This window comes from Aliikangiella litoralis (assembly GCF_052495765.1).
The window spans coordinates 5255714-5276272 of sequence record NZ_CP199292.1 but is presented as its reverse complement, the minus strand read 5'-3'; the positions used below and the strand labels follow the sequence as shown (position 1 = coordinate 5276272).

Here is a 20559-nt window from a genome sequence, read left to right as displayed (position 1 = left end):
TTAAGTTTTTGTTTTGATCTTTTTATAAATATTTACCAATAAATTTGACAGCGCTGTCATTATGTGCATAAACCTGACAGAATTGTCAAATTGGATTGCTCAGAGTGTGAAGTTAGTCAATGGATTGATTATAAAATTAAAGTTCAAACAATAAATGGGTAGGAAAGGTGAGAAGGTGAATATCAATATCAATATCAATACTGACTCTTCTTAATTAAATTGCTGACTGTTGAGTCAGTGGTTTGGGGTTATAAAAGGCAAGGCTAATAAAAGCCTTTGCCTTAACTACCAGTATTAGGGTTACTGAATACTTCCATCCCACAAATGACCTGAGGCTCTAAACTCTGCTAGTCGAGAAGTGTTATTTTCTTGTTTTGGCATATATAGTGTAGAAAACTCCCATGTATAGTTAGTATCTGTATCAAATCGCGCCATTACAAAAAATTGGTATTTACCAACATTGGCAGAAGTAGAACCAACAAAAAATATTTTCTGAGTATTGGTTTCAAAATACAGAAAACCGTCTTTACATGCGTTCAGAGTATCTCTCGCAATTCGTTCATAGCGGCTTCCAAAATCTCGCCAAAGAGAATCGACCAACCTTTGACTTTGTGATAGGTAATTTTCAATAAAGCAAAGTCTTGCTTCAGGTGTTGTCGCTAAACTTTTTACACCTACACTATTGGTTTGATTGTGTCCTAGTTGTGTATCGGGTAAGGGAATGCTGGATTGAGTTGTAGGCGCATTATCAGGAAACATGATGGCAATATGAGTAGGAGTCGGTCGAATCAAAAATGTTTTTAAATAGTCTAGTGTAATTCGATGGTCGTACTTTAATACTTCCATCCATGCAATACACTCTTCAGCGGGATGTGCAATATCTGTTGTTCTATGGCAAACATGCTTTTCGAAATGGGGTTTTAGCTTATCTTCATTGAATGATACATCAATAGGTTTTTTGCCCGGTGGTGATTTTTTCCAGATCCTTACCCAGTCAGGCATACGTAGTTCTGTGACAAAATTAGTGAGTGGTGGCCCCCCAATTGGGCGGTTGGCAAAATAGGCGAATATATCAAAGGCAATGGGGAGATCTATTACTGCAACATTGTTAAATGCCTTTTTAAACTCTGTGAGGCTGCGCTGATTTTGTCGTGCATTACCATTTGGTAGCCAATTGTAAACGGCACCAAGTTGATGAAAAATTCTTTGGTGATGTCGACTACGAGTGGCTAAGCAGCGGGTAAACTCAACCCACTCGGGATCAATTGCAGGAGCATTCATCGTTGGTATTTGAAGGATATCTATTCTAAATAGAGTCCTAAGAAATATTAATCGAGGTAAGCGTTCAAGTACAAATAGTTGTCTGTTTTTTAGTCCCAGTAAAATATCCCTAAACTGATTTTTTCTTAATGGTAATGTCTGTGCGTTAACGATACTTTTTAGGCTCATTCGGTTGACATATAATGCATCTAATAGATTGGCTTCTTGAGCCGGTGTGATCGCTCTTCCTAAAATGTTCCAGTTGAATCCGGTAATTCCTAAACTTGTTTCGATCTCTTGGCGTGTTGGCATGTAAATGTTCCTTGTTAAAAGCGATGAAAGCTTTTATATATTGTTAATTTTATTTGTATCCTTGCGACTATTAAACTTGCTGATTGTCTTTAGTCGTTAATAAATGTTTACCTAACTTTATTGTGATGTCAACTGAACTGTAAGTAATGTTTTATTCACATAAGACTGGAGTCATAAAAGTGATGTTTTTGTCATATTTGTTTGTCTAAAATTAGTGTTGAAAAGAAACTATAATTTTTGTGTTGTGCACCGTTGTATATTACTTTAATCCTTTCACCTAAACTTATATGATTATTATATCGCAGTACAGTTTGATTTAATGTAGTTTCAAAAAACTGCTTTTGATTCGATAGTTTTGAATTTGATTTTTGTGCATTTTGCAAAAGTTGAAAGGGAGACTGACATATCTTTAACTTAATATATCAAACTTATACATTCATTAATCGTTTCATAAAACGAATTTTGAAATATGAATAGAATCTTTTGATAAACACTTCAGCAGCTTTTCAACATAGGGTTTTATACTGACTTGAGAATAGTTGCCAGTATAAGACTCATCAATCCCATTTTTATTAATAGTTAAAGCTTGTGAGTGACATTGTTTTGTTAGTTGATAGAGTGACTTAAACTCAATTCCTTTTTGCTCGAGATAATATGACGCACCTACAGGCATATATTGACCTAACATTGAATGGCTTCTATTGATAGAAAGTAAATACTTGTTAGGGCTATATCCTTGGGCTGAAATAAAAGGCTGTTTTAGATCAGCAATGCATTGAGTAAATTTTTTATATTGAGAGGGTTTGATTTGGTTAATATCAATATTACTGATAGTTATTATTGTTTGAAATAGTTTTATTTTTTCAAGCTTATTTCTGCAACCTTCTACACCACGGCTAAAGTCGTTATCTGATAAACTAATTAACTCCCATTGCGAAATATACATATTTCCATCATTGTCTACTAGCTCGACAAACTTTAGTGTCAGATCTTCACTGACATTTGATACACTATGTATTGGTTTTAACAAAACAGTGATAGGTGTGCTTAAATGTTTCTGTGTACATCCAGATAAAACAATTAAAATCAGTAATTGAATTAACCTCGGTAAGTTTAAACGTTGTTTCAACGAGATTAAGAGCTGCTTGCTAGCTATTGTAGAGTGGTTATTTATCTTATTCATTAAGTTTTTTAATGCTTATGACTATCTCAGTATTTTAAATTGTCAATTATAAACTGATACTTTTTATACATCGGTCTATAACTTCAACAGCTTCTTTATTTTGACTGTTTTTTTCTTTTGCATCTTTCAATATCAAAAGAACTCTGTTTTTGAGGGCCAAAGGAACTTTTATTTCACTCTCATATAACACTTCATTATGATCATAAAAGCCTTCATGATTTCTGAGAGAGAGTGTAAAGCTTAGTTCCTCATCTCCTTTGTCAATAAACATAAAAATAGTATAACCATCTTCATTTTCACCACAAAAAAAATAACCTGCAAATTCTAAAGTATCCATTGTTTTTAAATTCCATTCATTTTACTTGTATTCAAATTTTTGAATCTTCTATGTCGTAATTATTCTTTCTTAGAAATAATACTCAGTCGGCGCTTTTGCTAAGCATTTTGGTTCAATACAGTTGATGAAGTTAATTTTATGTAATACAGACAATAAAGGATAATAAAATTAAGACAATTATTAGCAATATTTAGACATATTAGTAATTAATCGCACTTTTTGTATAATAAATATACAGGAGTGGTCTGTTATAAAGCTAATTTTGAGATAATAAAGAATGCTTATAACAAGACTGGAAGTGGTATTTAGGTAAAGAAAAAGAGATTAATAAAGTGTCCATTTTATATTTTTTATTACAAATTGAAGGCTGCTTTTTGTTTTAAAAGTAAGTTTTCATTCTCAAATAGCTGATGATTTTTTTCAATATTATATGCTCGTTCAGTTAAAGTGTTTGTTTCCCATTCACTGCGGGCTATTTCAAAGAAGTTGCCTCCGTATACATGTATAGCGCCTGTGAAGCAATCTGTTGGATTAGTAACAGAATGAATAACATCGCTCCCAAGAGTAGCTACCTCTTTTGCTCCTATCGACTTTGCCCCTGCTGCATTTATTTTTCCATTGGACTCATCGGATGAGCGCCGCCAAAAAATGTTATCTTCTCTGCCTGCATATACACCAATCACCGCCCAAGTATTGTGATTATGAGGCCCTAATGTCATTTTTGGCGCCCAAACTACATTGATTATTGTGAGCTTATCTGAAGCGTATAACTTATCAATACGTGCTGAATTAAGAGGACCTAAAGCTCGTATAACCGTTTCTGGTTTTTGAATTGACTTTTCAACGAAATCTGAAATTTGATTGTGGTTGTTTAATTTTGAAAGGCAAGCTGAAATTAAGTTTTCTAAATTAAAGTTCATAATATTCCTTCAAAAATATATTTTTGTATTGAGTCTTCAGTATCGATTTTAATTGTTTTAACACGAAGAAAGAGGCAGTAACTATTACTGCCTGATAATGTATTAAGTTTAACTTATTACCCAGCAGGATAAACATAACTAGATTGAATACCAAGTGGAATTCCCAAGCCCCAGTATATTAACAAAAAGATTATCCATAAAGTTAGTATGCAGATGGAATAGGGAAGCATGAGTGATAATAGTGTACCAATTCCTGTTGATTTAACATACCGTTGACAGTAAACGACAACCAATGGAAAGTACGGCATTAAAGGCGTAATAATATTAGAGGAGGAGTCGCCCAAGCGGTAGGCTGCTTGTGTTAAATCAGGTGAAATATTCAGTTGCATTAACATGGGGACAAATATTGGTCCTAATAATGCCCATTTTGCTGAAGACGAACCGACAAATAAGTTAACAAAAGCAGTTAAAAGAATAATACCAACAATAGTCACCATACTCGGCAGTTGCATGGCTTTTAATACTTCGGCACCCTCTATTGCTAATAAAGCCCCTAAATTCGATTGACCAAATGCATCAATAAAGAGAGCACAGAAAAATGCCATAACAATGTAATAACTCATACCTTGCATTGATTTAGTCATGGCATCAATCATATCTTTGCTACTTTTGAAAGTATCTGACATAAAACCATAAACAAGGCCGGGTAGTAAAAAAATTAAAAATATCAATGGCACAATAGATTGCATAATGGGGGCTGCGAATGATGTTAGTTCACCATTGGCATCTCGCATTGGTGAATCATTAGGAATTAAAATAAAGATTAAGGCAACTATACCAGCCAACATAGCCAGGTTAGCAAACTTCAAAGCACGTGTTTGCTTTGGGCTTAACTCATCAAAGCGAGGAATTTCGTTAGGATCACCATCAACTTCAACATTTTTAAGACGGGGCTCAATAACCTTATCTGTCAGATACCAGCCAATTGAAACAACAAGTAATGTTGATGCTGAATTGAAAAACCAATTATTGAGTGGGTTAACTTGGATGTTTGGATCGATTAGTTGAGCTGCACTTTGAGTAAAACTTTGCAGTAATGGATCAATGGCTGAAGGGATAAAGTTAGCACAAAATCCCCCACTGACACCTGCAAACGCCGCCGCAATACCAGCTAAAGGATGTCTTCCCATTGCATAGAAAATAACGCCAGCGAGTGGAATAACAAGTACATATCCTGCATCGGTTGCTGTATGGCTGACAATCGCAACTAATACGACCATTGGTGTTAATAGAGCTTTTGGAGTGCTGTCTAGCATTCGTTTCAAACCAGCACTAATAAAGCCAGAATGCTCTGCGACGCCAACGCCTAACATAGCGACCAATACGACACCTAAAGGGGCAAACCCAGTAAATATTGTTACCATTCGAGATAAAAAGCTCACAAGGTTATCACCCGTGAGTAGGTTGTTGACAACAACCGCTTTGCCGCTCCTTGGGTCAATCGCGTCAAACGTAAATTGCGAAAAAATTGCAGATAAAATCCATACGACGAGTAGGCAGAATGCGAAAATAATGGCCGGATCAGGTAATTTGTTACCGATTTTCTCAACCTTATCAAGTGCGCGCATTGTCCAGCTAGTGGAAGGTTGCATAGAGACTCCGTATTTTTATTATGAAGAGTTGAATACTTATCAAAACTATATTGCCATAATTATAGGGTAATTTAAAAGTAGAAAGCAGATATATTCAGTAAACTTTTGATTTGTTCTTGTGTTAAAAACTGTCTTATATCTATATTGATTATTGCTCACCAACCATACTTCCCTTACAAATTCTTATCTATTAGATAGCTCGTCACAGTTTGTTTGGTTTAGTGTGGAATTAAAGGTTGACCAGTATTAGTATGTAGCTTTGTAATGATAATAAGGGGTTAGAAAACTAACTATATAACGACTAAATAGCGGTGTGTTTTTTGTATTAATTTTTTTATTTAAACTTAGTATCAGCAAAGAATTTTAAGTTTATATAATTATTAAAAATTTTAATGAATTTTATTGTAGTATAACTCAAATATAATTTTTATATAACTTGCTAGTCTATTTCTGTGTGTTAATTTTTTATTATTAATGATTTTTCTTCAGAAATTGCTTTTGAAATTTAATTTGATTGTTATTGTAATCTTTAACAAAGGTGTTGAGTGGAAATGTTATTTTTTTGATGATAAAGCAAAATAAGGTGTTGCTTCTTAAATAGCAAAATATTTCATTTTTGTGTTATGGCATGGGGAGGGCTAATAATCGCTGTGAAAAAATAATATTAAGTGTTTCTCCTGTAGATTTAATCATAAGGCTTGAGTGTCCGGTTTTATTTCGCAATAAAATAGGTTGCCTTATTAGCGCAATACTATATGCTGAGTAAATATTTTCGTTTTGTCATTTATCTATCCTCGATAGTTGGCTCAGCGCTCATTTATTGAGACAAATTAATGACAAATCCTCGCTTATGTTACCAAACCATAGAGTTTGGAGAAATGGATATTCATCTGTGTACGTTACGTAATAAACAAGAATTTCACGATCCTACTGGAATTGCTGAAAAGCTTGGTATTAGCTCCGCTACATGGCCTCTCTTTGGTGTTGTTTGGCCGTCAAGCATTGTGTTAGCCCACTTCATTTTGGATTACAAAACAGATTCAAAGCGTATATTAGAGGTTGGATGTGGCATAGCTTTGTCCAGTTTGCTGCTTAATAAGCAATGTGCTGATATCACCGCAACAGATTATCACCCCGAGGTTAATAAATTTTTGCAAAGGAATGCTAGATTAAATGAAGATAAACCAATTTCTTTTGAACGCGTGGATTGGGCGAGTAATGGTGATAGTCTTGGCCGTTTTGATTTAATCATCGGCAGTGACTTACTTTATGAAGACAGTCATATTCAATTATTGGCCAATTTTATTAACGCACATGCCAAATCCAAATGTGAAGTCATTATTGTTGATCCGGGTCGTGGTAGAAAAAATAAGTTAAGTAAAAGTTTAGAAGTATTTGGGTTTACTTCTACACACCAAAAGCCACTTAATACCAACTACCTTAAAGAAGAGTTTAAAGGCTATATTCTAAGTTTTGAGCGATTTGATTAAGCATTTCAATCATTCTTATAAAAGATAAAAATGATTGAATATCAATTACAGACAATATCAATTACAGACAGTCACTTTACAGTCAATCACCAACGGTTCGTTAACCACATCGATGGCGGTTTCGGCTGCTCTTCATTCAGCAATTACAAAAAACAATGCTAATTTTTGGCTATTCGCTTATTCATAATTAATGATAATCAAACTTGACTCTCACACAAGGCTTTGGTTGTTCTTGTTTAAACCTTTGAGTAGAAAAGTGACTGTCTGTAATTATGGTTGGTAATTATGTTGGGTTATGCTGTGACATTTACGTACCCTGTTGCGACTCCCATCCCAGCCACCAGCAAAGCGATTCCATATTGCACACCAATTGAAAGTAGAGCAATTAGTACACTCTGAATGTATTTGGCACCAAGGATAAGCGAGAAACAAACAGCCGTCACAGCAACAGCAATCAAACCTGCGAAACCAGGATTAGATATTACGTGTTCTGCAATGTTCTCAGCAGCGACAGAAGCAACTACCGCGAAAACACAACTCCAGAATCCGGTGTTCTTCGCTCCCAGCAATTTTGCAGCAATCATAACGGGTATTACTGTCAGTACTACCACCACTAGAAGAAAAATTATAAAACTCATGGATTATCTACATTCCTTTATTTGCATAACGCCAAGTTCTTCAGAGAGGAGTCTTTTTCTCCAAATCTGAAGCAACGTATTGTTAGCTGATTTTCGATAAAGCCAATTTAGCGCCAAAGCCAATGAATACAACACCAGTTATTGAGTTTAACCAAACTTTAAACTTAGGATTGTTTGTTGCATTTTTTAATCTAAATAGCGTGAACACCATAGCCGAAAACCATACAACGTTGACCAATGAATGCGCCGATACGAGAGCGTATGCACTAAGTGCACTATCATTTACCGAAATAAATTGTGGAAAAGCGGCAAGATAAAACATTGAGACTTTTGGGTTAAGAATATTAGTTAAAAAGCCCTCTGTGAAAGCGTTTCGGATTGAAATTGACTTTTGAGAGAGTTTAGGAGATTCAATTGATATGCGTTTACTTTGGCTCACAGCGCTTCTAATTGCTTTGATACCAAGCCAAATGAGGTAAGCGGCTCCAAGCATTTTGAATACAAAAAAGGCGTTTGCAGACTTCACTAATAGGATTGAAATACCAAATATTGAAAGAGTACCATGAACATAAAATGCAGCAACAAATCCTGCCACGTTTGCGAGTCCAGCTTTATGTCCCGATAACGGAACCGTTTTGGCTATGAGGAATCCATTAGGGCCAGGGGAAATAACCAGCAACGTCGCTACAGCAATAAACGTAAGAATATTGTTCAAATCCATATTTTTCTCCTATAAATGAAACGATGCCAAGAGAGCAGCTAACGCTGATTGAATGCAGTAAATCTCATTAATATTCAAACGACCGTTTAACTGCATTGTGTTTTTTAATCATCACGAAATACTTACCTAACTTCATAGCTATGTCAAGCTCCGTATTTAATGAGATTAACTGCAATTAAATGCAAGTGTACTTTTTATTCCTTTTCAAAATCAATAAAGTAAACGGGGACATCCACATAAAGACATAAGTGATGGGAAAACAAAGGTAAACGGGACACCCAGTTCTTTCCTTCATATTCTCAAATAATTGCTAGACAAACAAGTCGTAGTTGGTTAAGTTAGCCCTCAGGATGAAACGTTAATAAGGATATTAATATGACCCGCCCTCGCAAAACGATTATCGATTTAGAAACAACCCCTTACTATCACTGTATTTCCCGTTGTGTTCGAAGAGCTTTTCTCTGTGGTGAAGACCACTTTTCCGGTCAATCTTATGAACACCGCCGAGACTGGATTGTTGAACGGTTAGCTTATCTGGCTAGTACTTTTGCGATTGAAATCGCCAGCTATGCGGTTATGAGTAACCATTACCATCTGGTACTTCGAGTGGATGTGGATAAGGCAAAAAATTGGAGTGAAGCTAATATTATCAGACGTTGGAAAAGGATTTATCAAATACCCACAGTGGTTCAACAATACCTTAAGAACCCACAGGCTATCGGAATTAAAGAAATTGCTCAAGATATCATTGAAGAGTGGCGAAAACGATTAACTGACATTTCCTGGTTGATGCGTTGTCTGAATGAGTATTTAGCCCATAAAGCGAATAAGGAAGATAACTGTAAAGGCAGGTTCTGGGAGGGCAGATTTAAATCACAACCACTATTAGATGAGGCAGCAGTCATCACAGCCATGAGTTATGTTGACCTGAATCCTATTCGAGCCAAGATGGCTAAAAACCTACAAAAATCCGATTACACCAGTATTCAACAACGAATCATCCAATTAAAGAAGCAAACTAAACCGATTATCCCGTTAATGAAGTTATCCACTAAGCATCAAAGCCACCCAAACAGTTTTTCTTTTACCACACAAGATTATTGTCAATTGACTGATTGGGTCGGTCGAGCCATTCGTAATGACAAACGCGGTTATATTCAACAGCATGAACCACCGATTTTACAAAAGCTCAATATCGATAGTGAAGGCTTTATTCAATTGATGAAACAGAAAGATGATTTATCACAGCTAACCGTGATGGGCTCATCAAGCACCTTAACGCATTACTTAGAGAAGTTGGAAAATAAATTTATTAAAGGCACTCATTTAAATCGGAAAGTTTTTAATTAACTTCGACCAATCTAATAATACTCCATACTGCTATCAGCTATCGCTGAGAACTAATGACATCTCAGTATTCAAAATTACATTTTATTTGAGTAAAAGCAGCAAATGATATTAGCTAATTTTCGAATCAGTTTTATAAAAAATAAAAATGATTGAGCATGGATTGACTCCCTAGCTCAAAAAATCTTATTTTAAATTGAGGGTGTCTATTTGTTTTTTGTTGATTTGAAATTGAAATTGAGGGTGTCCTGACTTATTTTTCGGTGTAGAAGGAACTACACCTGAAATTTCGCAATCTTTTGAAATTAAACTTTTGAGTGTATCGGTTAAGCCAAGCTCTGGATCGGCAGGACCATAAAGATTGAACCAAACCTCGTAGTTAATTCCATAAAGAAGATGCTCAATTCTTTTGAACTCTTCCAATCTTGTATCTCGCACGATTCTCATAGAGCCCTAACGCTCGGCTCACCGAGCAAATTTTTGATGGCGGCTTTTTTGCGTGTTTTTGCAAAAAAGGTGACAGCGGAAATTTGTCCGGTGCAGCCGTTTGTTATGCCTTGATTCCAAGAACTTCTCTAAGCCTAATAGCATTTACGCAATTACCATCTATATGTTTTTTGCCATTTTCAATGAATGGCAGTTGCTGCCAGTCCTCACCACCAACACAGCCAATAAGACAACTCTCACATACGAATTCTTTGAAGTTTTTCGCTAACTCGACTCCATGCCCATCACCGTCGTCATGACTCAAATAAACGACAGACTCCGAATCGGAGGAAGACAAATCAATAGCTAAATAGTCGCCGTTACCCACCTCATGAAACGCAAGTTTGTTGTGCCAAACAACATCGTATGGGTCTTCTTTGTTTGGAAAGCACTCCTCGACCCAACCATTTTTAGATTCGTTGAAATCATAGATCCAATCTAACGACCAATGTCTGTCACCCGAAAAAATCTCCGACAACTCACCTTCAAGTTCGAACTTGGCCGGGAAAAACCAGCGGAACTCAACTTTTCTTGATAAGTTAACCAAAACCTCCCTCAGCGATGCGGGTAATGAAAATCCAAGCTTTTCTTCTAATGCTACTACTTCTTTTTCAGTTGCCGGCTCTTCTATAGTAAAAGCTTGAAGATCACCTCCAATAGCTTTGACAGCATCAGCGAAAGTCTGCCAGTTTTCTATAACTTCACTATATTCCATGATTCACTCTTGAGGCATAACGCTCAGCACAGCAGTCTCTTTTCTGCTGCTGCGTCTGGTTATATGTTTCTAAATCATTCGTCATAATCAATAAAATCCCAATCTATATTTTTCTTAAATATTTGAATGAATTCTTCCATTAATTCTAACGAAATACTATCTTTACTGAGTGTTATCGTTCGAGTCCTATCTGTGTCATCTCGGAATATTTCAGCAACAAGTACATCATCTCGATATATTTCTACGCCAACACCATCCCTTGAACTTACATCACTTGCGATAACAACTCTATCTTTCGGCTCATTCATAAAGACTTATTCATCTTGTACATATAACGCCCGCCTCAACGCCGTAGGCTACTGGCGGCTTTTGTGCGTCTTTTGCACAAAAGGTGACAGTGGCCGGAGGTCGATTGCAGGTGCTTGTTAAGCATTTTTACTTGTAGCCTCTGATACATAATCATTAAGTGCTACCTCAAATTCTTGATAAGGTATTTTTTCGTGGTTATTTTCTATAAAAGATAAAACTGATAACCAATCAGGTATCTCAAGGGCTTGAGTGAAATCTTCAATTAGCTCATCCCATTCATGTTCCCAAACTCGATTTATAGTATGTGCCGCAAAATGAAGATAACTTTTATAGTGCTCCTCTCCACCCTCTATATAGACCTTTACAATTTCATTGGAATCCTGAACGCTACAATATATCGCATCGAAATTTCCATTATCCCAAAGTGGTTGATACCGCTCTGGAATTATTCCTTTTTGTTCGCTTTCGGAGCACATATATAGTTCTTCGGGCACTCCGAATATGATATCAAAACTATCTGGTGTTTCTCGCCCTTCAAAAAGATCAATAAATACAGCAGGAAATCCATTATTCTTGAGGTATTCAATCGTATTCTCTTTACTATGTTTCATGCCATATCCAATGGTGCTTAACGCCCTAAGCAGGCGAATGTTGTTTTATTTCGCTTGCCTTTACTTGTGTACGCCCGACATGGGTATTAACTAATGAGGTGCAAGTCCTCTGTAGGAAAATCACCGTCGAACACTTTGATGTAATTAGACGATAACTACTAGTGAATGGCAAGGGCTAATCTGTGAGGAACGGTCCAAAGGAAGCCGCTAGCAAAACTGCGAGCTAATGAACAAGAACATCATATGAGGCGTAGGCTGAAGGCGAGTTGGCACAAGACGACGAAGCCATGTGATTTAACGGCCACCGTAAATGATGTAGTTGCGCAGGGAAAGTTAATATTCTTATTCGGGGAGATCTGAAAGACACGCGTCCTGCGCTAACGCTGCGGAGGGTACCAGTGAGAGACTGGTTGGTCAACTCTTGGCGCTTCGATTTGTTGCAATCGAAAGCGAGCAAATCAGCAGCAACCCAGCCTAGTGCGGAAGCGCTATTTCAAGAAATTGAAATGGTGATCTTTCAGAAGTCAGCAGAAGCCATAGTAGTCAAACGCTTACCGTAATGGGTATGACACGGCGAAGGGCTGAACATTTAACCTAAGGAGGAGTCATGTCTCACTTGAACAATTCAACTACGCCGTCCGGCGATTATCTTGCGCAGCGTGCTGATGTGCAACCAGCCTTAAACAACAATCTATTCGATGATATATTAGCAGCACACAATCTCAAGCGGGCTTGGAAACAAGTTCGTGCAAATAAAGGTGCGGCTGGTGTCGATGGTTTGCAGCTCGATGACTTTATTGATTGGTCGAAACAACACTGGAAACAATGTGAAGCTCAATTAATTAATGGAAGTTATCGTCCTAGTCCTGTCAGACGTGTAGAGATTGATAAACCGGATGGCGGTAAACGTCTTCTCGGGATCCCGACTGTTCTCGACAGAGTTATTCAGCAAGCTATTACACAAATACTCTCACCGATATTTGAGCCAACCTTTTCAGAAAATAGTTTTGGTTTTAGGCCAAACCGAAGTGGTTGCCAAGCGGTCAAACATGTTCAAAGGTTGATTAAACAGAAACGGCGTATTGCTGTTGATGTCGATTTATCCAAGTTCTTTGATCGGGTTAACCATGATCTGATGATGTCAAAACTAGCTGTTCGTATTCGGGACAAAAGGTTGCTGGCATTAATTGGTCATTATCTTCGAGCGGAAATTATGGATAAAGGAAAACTATTGCCAAGCACTGAAGGTGTGCCGCAAGGTGGTCCACTCTCACCCTTGCTGTCGAATATTTTACTCGATAGTTTGGATAAAGAACTGGAAAATCGTGGTCATCAATTTGCTCGTTACGCTGACGATTTTATTATCTTAATGAAGTCAAAGCGTGCTGGTGAAAGAGTACTTGCCAGTGTTTCTCGATATCTTGAAAGCCGCTTAAAGTTGGTGGTAAACCCCGATAAAAGCCAAGTAGTTAAAGTGAGCCAAAGTCAGTTTTTAGGTTTTACTTTTTCCAACGGTAAAATCAAATGGCACCCGAAAACGCTACACAAATTTAAGCAACAAGTGCGTGTTCTGACAAACCGAAACTGGGGCGTCAGTATGCATTATCAGTTGCATAAATTGAGTTTATATCTGCGTGGTTGGATTAACTACTTTGGTATCGCTAACGCTTACCAAGATTGTGTCGATCTTGATCACTGGATAAGACGCAGAGTTCGAATGTGTTATTGGAGACAGTGGCGAAAACCAAGAACTAAGGTCGCCAATCTATTAAAACGTGGTGTCAGGCTCCAAGCGGCTGTTGGTTGTGGGATCACAAGCAAAGGCCCTTGGCGTAGTTCCAAAACACCGGGTATCAATCAAGCAATTGGTAACGATTATTTAGTTAAGGAGGGGTTATATTCGTTGAGAACAGGATGGATTAAAGTTCATTACCCTAACGGGTAAGTTAAGTGAACCGCCCTGTGCGGAACCGCATGCAGGGTGGTGTGGGGGCTGGAGGTTAGAGACCTCCGGCTACCCGATTAGTGATTTATTCGACTTCAACATCGACTAGATTACTTTCCTTTTCGAAAACACCCTTAAAGAAATTGAAGCACGAATCGTCCTTATTCATTTTTTCTCTCCCAAATATCTTTTCCCTAAAGCTACGATCTTTATGAACTTGAAAGACCCACTCAACTTCTTCTGCCGGATCGTCTCCTTCAGAAAAATGTGCACTAGAACCTATTAGATAGTTCCTTCCTTCCCAAGATAATTCACTATACCAGCCCCAATCTTCTGGGCCTGGCTCGGTAATCTCTAGTTCATCCTTTAATTTATCTTTAAGCCAAATCAATAGAGATTTACCGTATATAGGATTGTAAGGATTCTCTTCTTCCTTCGATAAGTCGAACATTTTAGTCTTAAAATAAATGACTTCGTTCATGCTTCCCTCATATCACTAACGCCGAGCATAACTGCAAAACGCTTTTCTGTTTTGTCTGTTACTGCGTCTTGTTCTTGGCGAGTTAGTCATATCTATAAGTTGAGTGATGGTTCTTTTCACGCTACATTAACCATTCAGTTACAACGAGTTTACGCGAGAAAGAAAACAAAGAAAATACGGCGACGAGACAGGCTTCACTGTAAAAGCGATTTCGGATCAGTTTGGAAGCAAGCCGAGCTTCAACGTGTCCGCTCTCGCTTTTACAGTAACGCTGAAAATTTGGCACGTCAACTCCTTTATTTTTTTAGGGCGCAATCCCTACAAATTTCACTGCTTCTTGTTGCAGTGGCTCAATCCCATTTATGTATTTTATAAGCCATAAAATGGTTTCTGACTTGATGCCCAAGAACGCCTGCATTTGCGGCTTGGGTGAAGTGGCGGATTTTGTGCGTATTTTTGCACAAAAGGTGACAGTTTACCCAAGTCCGGCAAGATGCACTGGTTATGCATTAGCGCTTAACCTTAAATGTAAACGCATGAGCTGCCATGCCAATAATATTGTTGGGAAATTCTTTACAGTATGACTGAATAAATTGAAGGTACTCTGTTTCTTCTATATCTCGTATATCCCAGTCACTATACATGGCAAATGAGCTAACCCAACCTCTTAGCCAGCGACTATAAATTTCATTCATGAGTTTTGTCTGGTCGGAGCTTTGATCAAGATTGTTGTAAAAGCTACAAGCTGTAGTAGCTACCCCCTTGGGTAAATTCATAGTCTTATTTGTAGACCAATAGTCAGATTTTTCAGCCAAAGCTAGGTTTGGCAATAAAACCAAAATGAGGACTATGTATTTCATGACGTATCCTTGTTTAAGATGCATAACAGCTGATTGAATGCAGTAAATCTCATTAATATTCAAACAACCGTTTAACTGCATTTCGACTTTTTAATAATTATCAAATACTTACCTAACTTCATAGCTATGTCAAGCTCCGTATTTAATAAGATTAACTGCAATTAAATACAAGTGCACTTTTTATTCCTTTTCAAAATCAATGAGTTATAAATATTAAGCTTCTCAATAACAAAATTATTGACTGAAACTACTTGTTTGAGTAGTATGGTTTAACGTCATTATCAAGGAGGAGAATGAGAAAATGAAAAGAAACTCAAAGTTAATGTGGTTGGTTAGAGCCAAAATTAGAACCATGCAATATTCATATGCAACCGAAAAAACTTATGTTTATTGGATTAAATATTTCATTCATTTTCACAAGCTTCGCCATCCCAAAGACATGTCTTCTGAAGAAGTGAATCAGTTTTTAACTCATCTGGCTGTCACAAAAAATGTAGCCCCGGCCACTCAAAACCAAGCGTTATGCGCATTAGTCTTTCTTTATAAACAGGTTCTTGAACAACCGCTAGGTGAAAACTCGATAAATGCTGTACGAGCCAGAACACATCGTAATTTACCTGTTGTATTATCCCTTACTGAAGTCAAACGACTACTTGGTGTTATGAATGGTTTACCTAAGTTAATAGCGCAAGTGATATATGGAACAGGATTAAGAAAGAGTGAAGTGCATCGTTTGAGAGTAAAAGATATTGATTTTGATAGAAGCCAAATAACAGTGAAAAGAGGAAAAGGAAACAAAGACAGACCACTACCATTGCCTGTAGCTTGCAGGGATGAATTGCAGAAACAATTAGAGTTTGTAAAACAATTACACTTAAAAGATCGAAGAGAAAATATCAATGGGGTTGAGTTACCATATGCTCTTGAAAGAAAAGAACCCAATGCAGGAAAAACTTTTGCCTGGCAATGGGTATTTCCCAGTTTACGTATTAGCACCGATCCAAGAACTTTAATCATTCGTCGACATCACTGTCATCCAACCGTTTTTAGTAAACAAGTAAAGGCAGCGGTTTTAAAAGCTGGCATCAACAAAAAGGTGACGGCTCATGTTTTTAGACATTCTTTTGCCACTCATTTATTAGAATCAGGGGCCGATATTAGAACAGTTCAAGAATTACTTGGGCATACCGATGTAAGAACCACACAAATTTATACGCATGTATTAAACCGAAATTCTTCTGGTACATTGAGTCCATTAGATAAGCTTTAATAATATTTTTGTTTTTATCAATCATAAAAAAACTGGATTGCAAAATTATCTTAAAATACACCAATTAATTTATCTATTTTTATTTTTTAATAAAGCTCAATTCTATCTACCTACTAACAGATCAAATTGCTTAAAAAGAGCATAAGAAATTGCACGTTAATATCCAAAATAAAAACGTTGTTTTTTCCTATTTTTTCTTAGGTTTTTACTGCTTTTTTATGATAGTATTTCTCCTGCAATCGACTGCATTCAGTCGGTCATTTTGCAAGAACTGAAATGTTTGAATGGCATTTTTTTCTGTTTGTAAAAACAGGTGATGAGAAAATAAAGTTTGAACGATTTGTCAGTTGCAAACTAAAACCATTAACTTAAAAGTTAGTTGGCCGTTAAGACGCCCCGGGCAGTAGTACCACCTACCACCCAGAGCTAGGCCACAGTTACTCTCGGAGAATAACCATGACTTATCTTTATTATAAAGCTTTGTCGCTAGCAGCGCGAGCCCAGTTTTTCAGACACCTTAGGTGTCATACAATTATCACTAATTTCCACGCATTACATTTAACCTTCTGTTTCTTAAAGAAAAAAATCATTATTTAATCCCGTTTTAACCTGTTTCAGACAGATTGTTTGATATTTGAGATATTCAAATAAGGCTTACTTGTGCCCAAAAAACACAAAACAACCTTAAACAATCCGTCATAACCCAGTTTGAGAAGCTGGGTAAGTGCATGGTTAATGGGACCCAATGAATGATATCGAATGCAAAAAAAGAGTCTTCTCTTTCTGGTCAGTTGAGCAAATAGCTTTACCTGCTCATAAGCCGTATGACCAGTTTTTTAAAATCACACTTAAAACTGTTAGCAAAAGAAACACAAAAGGAATTTAAAAGATGTTATTACCACCCAACAATCCATTGAATCAAAAACAAACCAAACAATTATTCAAAGAGACAAGAAACTTACTCGGACTTTCTGGTGAACTACTTGGTATTTATTTACCTCACTTTAAAAATACTCAACAACAGTACCAACTGTTTTCTTTGTGCTGTAACTTTTTTCAAATGGAAAAACGTTTTAATTTACAACTCAATCAAATGGGAATTGATATTCTCAACTACCAATACAACACTGATATGTTGTTTAACACACCACTCATTCAATATGATTTTATCGATTATGTGAATCAGTTTTTAGAAGCGGTACAAAGTGGAAAGCAACCACTGATTATTCGCTCACCCAATCGAGGGCGTTACTAATGAAGAAACAACAGTCCAATAAAAAAATATTCTTCCAACAACAAGAAGTTGAAAGCGCTTTATTATGTGCTAGAGAAGTGATGGATATGACCGCTTGTTTTTTATGTTCATTAGTCAAATATCAATCCAATCATGATCAACAAAACCTCATTTACTCACTCGCACTCAGTTATGCACAAATGGAGCAAATGATAAATGATCGTTTAAAAACAAACTTCGGCGTTAACCTGTTTGAGCCAACGGAACGAGCAAAGAGCAATGCCGTTATTGATGAGCTAAAAATAAAGTTGGAGGCGTTAAATAGAATACTGATTAAAAATGAAAAGAGTTCATCGCATAAAAAATAATATTATGCTTAAATCGAAATGCTTACTTTCATTTTAGGCGTTTGAGAATAAGCATTTCAAACTTAAGTGCCTATTGATGTTCGATCATCTTAATATCAATTTGTGACTCGGCATATTTTTCTTTTTCCTGACGTCGCATTAATTCTTTTCGCTTGTCACAAGGCTCATCACAGTCACAAGCTTTTTCCAAGCCGAGATCAGAAATACCGCCACAACTTCCTTTGATTTTTTTCTTTTGAAGAATATAACCAACGGCCATAATAACTATAACAATTAGCATTAGTAAAAAAGTGATAATAAATGTTTGCATTGCTCTTACTCTTTAATACACCTTAAAATAATTAGTCTTTAAATACCGTTGTTGTTTGGCGCTGGCGGTTTACTTCTAGCTTGGTAACATCTGGTCTTGAATAATGTCCTGCTGGATCAAAGTTTTGCCTTTCTTCTCTCACTTTAGCATGATCTATCTCTGCATAATAAATACCTTCGGTGCCTTTTTGTGGCGGGATGACCCAACTACCATCGGGGGCTGCTAAACAAGAACCACCATTGGCATAAAAGTCGATATTATTTGTTGCCAAAGATTCTAACTCTGGCAGTTCTGATATGGCATCTTGTGGCCGCATTAAACCACAGACAGAGATAACGTAAGAACGGCCTTCTTTGGCCATTACAGGCGTTAAATCTACGGTATTTCTCTCATTGCCTGGCCACACTGCAATATGTAAATCTTCGCCTTGTGCATAAAGTGATGCCCGGGCTAATGGCATCCAGTTTTCCCAGCAATTTAGGCCGCCAACAGTAAAGCTTTTAAGCGGATGAGTGACTAGCCCATGACCATCACCTGGTGACCAGCTGAGGCGCTCTTCGTAAGTAGGCATAAGCTTTCTATGAACCGATTGAATAACGCCTTGCTGATCAATATACACTAAGCTGCAATACAAGCTGTGTCCTGAGCGGTCCTTTGGGCGCTCAATAATGCCGAGGTAAATGGCAATACGGTTAGATTTTGCTGTTTTACATAATTGATTCAGATCGCCACGTTCGATTTGGACGGCTTGTTTAGAGTACTCTGAATGGATCTTTTTCTGTTTATCACAGTTAAATTTAGCACCATCAGTTTGATCGAGCCAAAATGGATAGCCGGGAACAAGTGATTCGCCAAAAGCGATTAAATCCGATGAGTTTTTAGCGGCTTCAATAACATATTGTTCAATCTTCTTTAAAGTGGCTTCACGGTTTAGCCAAACAGGGGCTATTTGAGCTAATGCAACTTTTAAGTGAGACATAACGAGTTCCTAAAAAAGAGTATGCGCAATAATTAATTATTTCAACTAAGCGTATAGTATAAGTTACTGAAGAAAGGGTTTAAAGGCTGTACTGTACACCTCTTTAAAACCTTGTTCAGACTTTACCAGCATAAAAACAGGTAATTGTTTTTTATTGGCGTATTTTAGCGCTGCTTCTGGACCCATTACCATCATTGCGGTTGCTAATGCGTCGGCTCGCATGGTTTGTTTATGCAGGACCGTTATAGAGGCTAGTGAGTGATTAATTGGATAGCCTGTTGTTGGATCGATTGTGTGAGAAAATCGCTTGCCGTCTTTTTCAAAGTAATTGCGATAGTCTCCTGAGGTTGCTACGCCTAAACCTTTGGGAGCCAATACTCTTTGTATAGAACGTTTTTGGCTTGAAGCCGATTCAATGGCTATTTGCCAAGGACGTCCTTTAGCATTAATTCCTTTACTAGCTAATTCGCCACCAATTTCAACGAGATAGTTAGTGATGCCTTTTGATCGGATTAATTTGGCAATTTCGTCAACACCATAGCCTTTGGCAATAGCGGATAGGTTAATTGATAATTGTGGAATTTTTTTGGCAATGCAGCCGCTTTGGATATCAATATTTTGATATCCAAATTCTTTGAGTATTGAGTCAATTTTTATTTGTGTAGGAATTTGGTTGTGGGTGTCTTTTTTATCGAACCCCCAGATTTCAATAAGAGGGGCTAAGGTGACGTCAAATTTACCTTGAGTCTCTTGTGAAACGTTTATGGCATGTTGAATGACATAAATTGTTTCTGGAGAGAGTTTTTGGCAGTCAGTTGATAGCTTTCGGTTAAACCGTGATAACTCTGAATCGTCAATGTAGGTTGACATTAATTGATTGATTTTTTCTAAACGTTTATCTATTTCAGCTTGCAAAGCGATTTCATCAACAGATTTTTTTTCAATAGTGACTTGGTAAGTTGTACCCATAGTAAAACCATTAAGATGAACATAAGTTTTTTCAGGTTGGCAGGCTGATAGAAGAAGAACAGACAGTAAAGCCGCTGTTAGCGAAAAAGAGGGAAGTTTATAGCGCATCATTTTATCTTCGAGTTCTTGAGTTGGTATTCCAATCATAAAAAAGGGCAGATT

At 37.0% G+C, this 20559-nt stretch carries 24 protein-coding genes; 8 read left to right on the top strand and 16 right to left on the bottom strand.

The genetic code is table 11. From position 1 onward, the window contains the following. Positions 1-300 precede the first annotated feature (300 nt). The 5 genes from ACT5E3_RS22035 to ACT5E3_RS22015 form a co-directional block, all read right to left on the bottom strand. Positions 301-1572, bottom strand: coding sequence for a hypothetical protein (locus tag ACT5E3_RS22035; RefSeq protein ID WP_444995715.1), 1272 nt, complete (start codon positions 1570-1572; stop codon positions 301-303). A gap of 448 nt (positions 1573-2020) precedes the next feature. Next, a complete protein-coding gene (locus tag ACT5E3_RS22030; protein WP_444995714.1) occupies positions 2021-2755 on the bottom strand; it encodes a hypothetical protein in 735 nt (244 codons plus the stop codon). Positions 2756-2801: 46 nt separating this feature from the next. After that, positions 2802-3092, bottom strand: a complete 291-nt coding sequence (locus ACT5E3_RS22025; protein WP_444995713.1) for a hypothetical protein — start codon at positions 3090-3092, stop codon at positions 2802-2804. Between the two features lie 353 nt (positions 3093-3445). Further along, entirely contained in the window at positions 3446-4012 is a 567-nt protein-coding gene (locus tag ACT5E3_RS22020) for a hypothetical protein (protein WP_444995712.1), read from the bottom strand. 116 nt (positions 4013-4128) lie between these two features. Continuing rightward, complete coding sequence (locus ACT5E3_RS22015; protein WP_444995711.1) at positions 4129-5664, bottom strand: AbgT family transporter; 1536 nt, start codon at positions 5662-5664, stop codon at positions 4129-4131. A gap of 833 nt (positions 5665-6497) precedes the next feature. Here ACT5E3_RS22015 and ACT5E3_RS22010 point away from each other — a divergent pair. Then, on the top strand, positions 6498-7154 hold the full coding sequence (locus ACT5E3_RS22010; protein ID WP_444995710.1) for a class I SAM-dependent methyltransferase: 657 nt from the start codon (positions 6498-6500) through the stop codon (positions 7152-7154). Between the two features lie 34 nt (positions 7155-7188). Then, positions 7189-7341, top strand: coding sequence for a hypothetical protein (locus ACT5E3_RS22005; protein WP_444995709.1), 153 nt, complete (start codon positions 7189-7191; stop codon positions 7339-7341). 106 nt (positions 7342-7447) lie between these two features. On the opposite strand, the gene ACT5E3_RS22000 is transcribed toward ACT5E3_RS22005, so the two are convergent. Together ACT5E3_RS22000 and ACT5E3_RS21995 are read right to left on the bottom strand one after the other, a co-directional pair. Beyond that, the gene (locus tag ACT5E3_RS22000; protein WP_444995708.1) at positions 7448-7792 is read right to left on the bottom strand and encodes a hypothetical protein; all 345 of its coding nucleotides are present in this window, start codon (positions 7790-7792) and stop codon (positions 7448-7450) included. Positions 7793-7874: 82 nt separating this feature from the next. Next, on the bottom strand, positions 7875-8513 hold the full coding sequence (locus ACT5E3_RS21995; RefSeq protein WP_444995707.1) for a LysE family translocator: 639 nt from the start codon (positions 8511-8513) through the stop codon (positions 7875-7877). A 375-nt stretch (positions 8514-8888) separates the two neighbouring features. On the opposite strand from ACT5E3_RS21995, the gene ACT5E3_RS21990 reads away from it, so the two are divergent. After that, positions 8889-9863, top strand: a complete 975-nt coding sequence (locus ACT5E3_RS21990; protein WP_444995706.1) for a transposase — start codon at positions 8889-8891, stop codon at positions 9861-9863. 183 nt (positions 9864-10046) lie between these two features. Here the strand turns inward: ACT5E3_RS21990 and ACT5E3_RS21985 are convergent, their stop codons facing one another. The 4 genes from ACT5E3_RS21985 to ACT5E3_RS21970 form a co-directional block, all read right to left on the bottom strand. Further along, positions 10047-10298, bottom strand: coding sequence for a hypothetical protein (locus tag ACT5E3_RS21985; RefSeq protein WP_444995705.1), 252 nt, complete (start codon positions 10296-10298; stop codon positions 10047-10049). Between the two features lie 112 nt (positions 10299-10410). Continuing rightward, complete coding sequence (locus ACT5E3_RS21980; RefSeq protein ID WP_444995704.1) at positions 10411-11061, bottom strand: SMI1/KNR4 family protein; 651 nt, start codon at positions 11059-11061, stop codon at positions 10411-10413. Between the two features lie 74 nt (positions 11062-11135). Next, a complete protein-coding gene (locus tag ACT5E3_RS21975) occupies positions 11136-11369 on the bottom strand; it encodes a hypothetical protein (RefSeq protein ID WP_444995703.1) in 234 nt (77 codons plus the stop codon). A gap of 117 nt (positions 11370-11486) precedes the next feature. Further along, a complete protein-coding gene (locus tag ACT5E3_RS21970; protein WP_444995702.1) occupies positions 11487-11981 on the bottom strand; it encodes a hypothetical protein in 495 nt (164 codons plus the stop codon). 398 nt (positions 11982-12379) lie between these two features. Here ACT5E3_RS21970 and ACT5E3_RS21965 point away from each other — a divergent pair, with 398 nt between their 5' ends. Together ACT5E3_RS21965 and ltrA are read left to right on the top strand one after the other, a co-directional pair. After that, positions 12380-12541 carry a hypothetical protein gene (locus ACT5E3_RS21965; protein ID WP_444995701.1) on the top strand — a complete coding sequence of 54 codons (162 nt, stop codon included), beginning with the start codon at positions 12380-12382 and terminating at the stop codon, positions 12539-12541. A gap of 47 nt (positions 12542-12588) precedes the next feature. Next, positions 12589-13926, top strand: coding sequence for a group II intron reverse transcriptase/maturase (gene ltrA, locus ACT5E3_RS21960; RefSeq protein ID WP_444995700.1), 1338 nt, complete (start codon positions 12589-12591; stop codon positions 13924-13926). 85 nt (positions 13927-14011) lie between these two features. On the opposite strand, the gene ACT5E3_RS21955 is transcribed toward ltrA, so the two are convergent. Further along, positions 14012-14407: a hypothetical protein gene (locus ACT5E3_RS21955; protein WP_444995699.1), complete on the bottom strand. Its 396-nt coding sequence runs from the start codon at positions 14405-14407 to the stop codon at positions 14012-14014. A gap of 509 nt (positions 14408-14916) precedes the next feature. Beyond that, the gene (locus ACT5E3_RS21950) at positions 14917-15267 is read right to left on the bottom strand and encodes a hypothetical protein (protein ID WP_444995698.1); all 351 of its coding nucleotides are present in this window, start codon (positions 15265-15267) and stop codon (positions 14917-14919) included. Between the two features lie 301 nt (positions 15268-15568). Between ACT5E3_RS21950 and ACT5E3_RS21945 the strand changes: the two genes are divergently transcribed. The 3 genes from ACT5E3_RS21945 (at position 15569) to ACT5E3_RS21935 (ending at position 18139) form a co-directional block, all read left to right on the top strand. Further along, positions 15569-16537, top strand: coding sequence for an integron integrase (locus ACT5E3_RS21945; protein WP_444995697.1), 969 nt, complete (start codon positions 15569-15571; stop codon positions 16535-16537). 889 nt (positions 16538-17426) lie between these two features. Further along, entirely contained in the window at positions 17427-17792 is a 366-nt protein-coding gene (locus tag ACT5E3_RS21940) for a hypothetical protein (RefSeq protein WP_444995696.1), read from the top strand. After that, positions 17792-18139 carry a hypothetical protein gene (locus ACT5E3_RS21935; protein WP_444995695.1) on the top strand — a complete coding sequence of 116 codons (348 nt, stop codon included), beginning with the start codon at positions 17792-17794 and terminating at the stop codon, positions 18137-18139. The genes ACT5E3_RS21940 and ACT5E3_RS21935 overlap by 1 nt, the downstream gene beginning before the upstream one ends. Positions 18140-18209: 70 nt before the next feature. Here ACT5E3_RS21935 and nqrM read toward each other — a convergent pair whose 3' ends face one another. The 3 genes from nqrM to ACT5E3_RS21920 all read right to left on the bottom strand — a co-directional run bounded on the left by nqrM (position 18210) and on the right by ACT5E3_RS21920 (position 20544). Further along, the gene (gene nqrM, locus ACT5E3_RS21930; RefSeq protein ID WP_444995694.1) at positions 18210-18449 is read right to left on the bottom strand and encodes a (Na+)-NQR maturation NqrM; all 240 of its coding nucleotides are present in this window, start codon (positions 18447-18449) and stop codon (positions 18210-18212) included. 31 nt (positions 18450-18480) lie between these two features. After that, positions 18481-19428 (bottom strand): carbon-nitrogen hydrolase family protein, encoded by a 948-nt coding sequence (locus ACT5E3_RS21925; protein WP_444995693.1) that lies wholly within the window; start codon positions 19426-19428, stop codon positions 18481-18483. A gap of 63 nt (positions 19429-19491) precedes the next feature. Next, positions 19492-20544 (bottom strand): FAD:protein FMN transferase, encoded by a 1053-nt coding sequence (locus ACT5E3_RS21920; RefSeq protein WP_444995692.1) that lies wholly within the window; start codon positions 20542-20544, stop codon positions 19492-19494. Positions 20545-20559 lie beyond the last annotated feature (15 nt).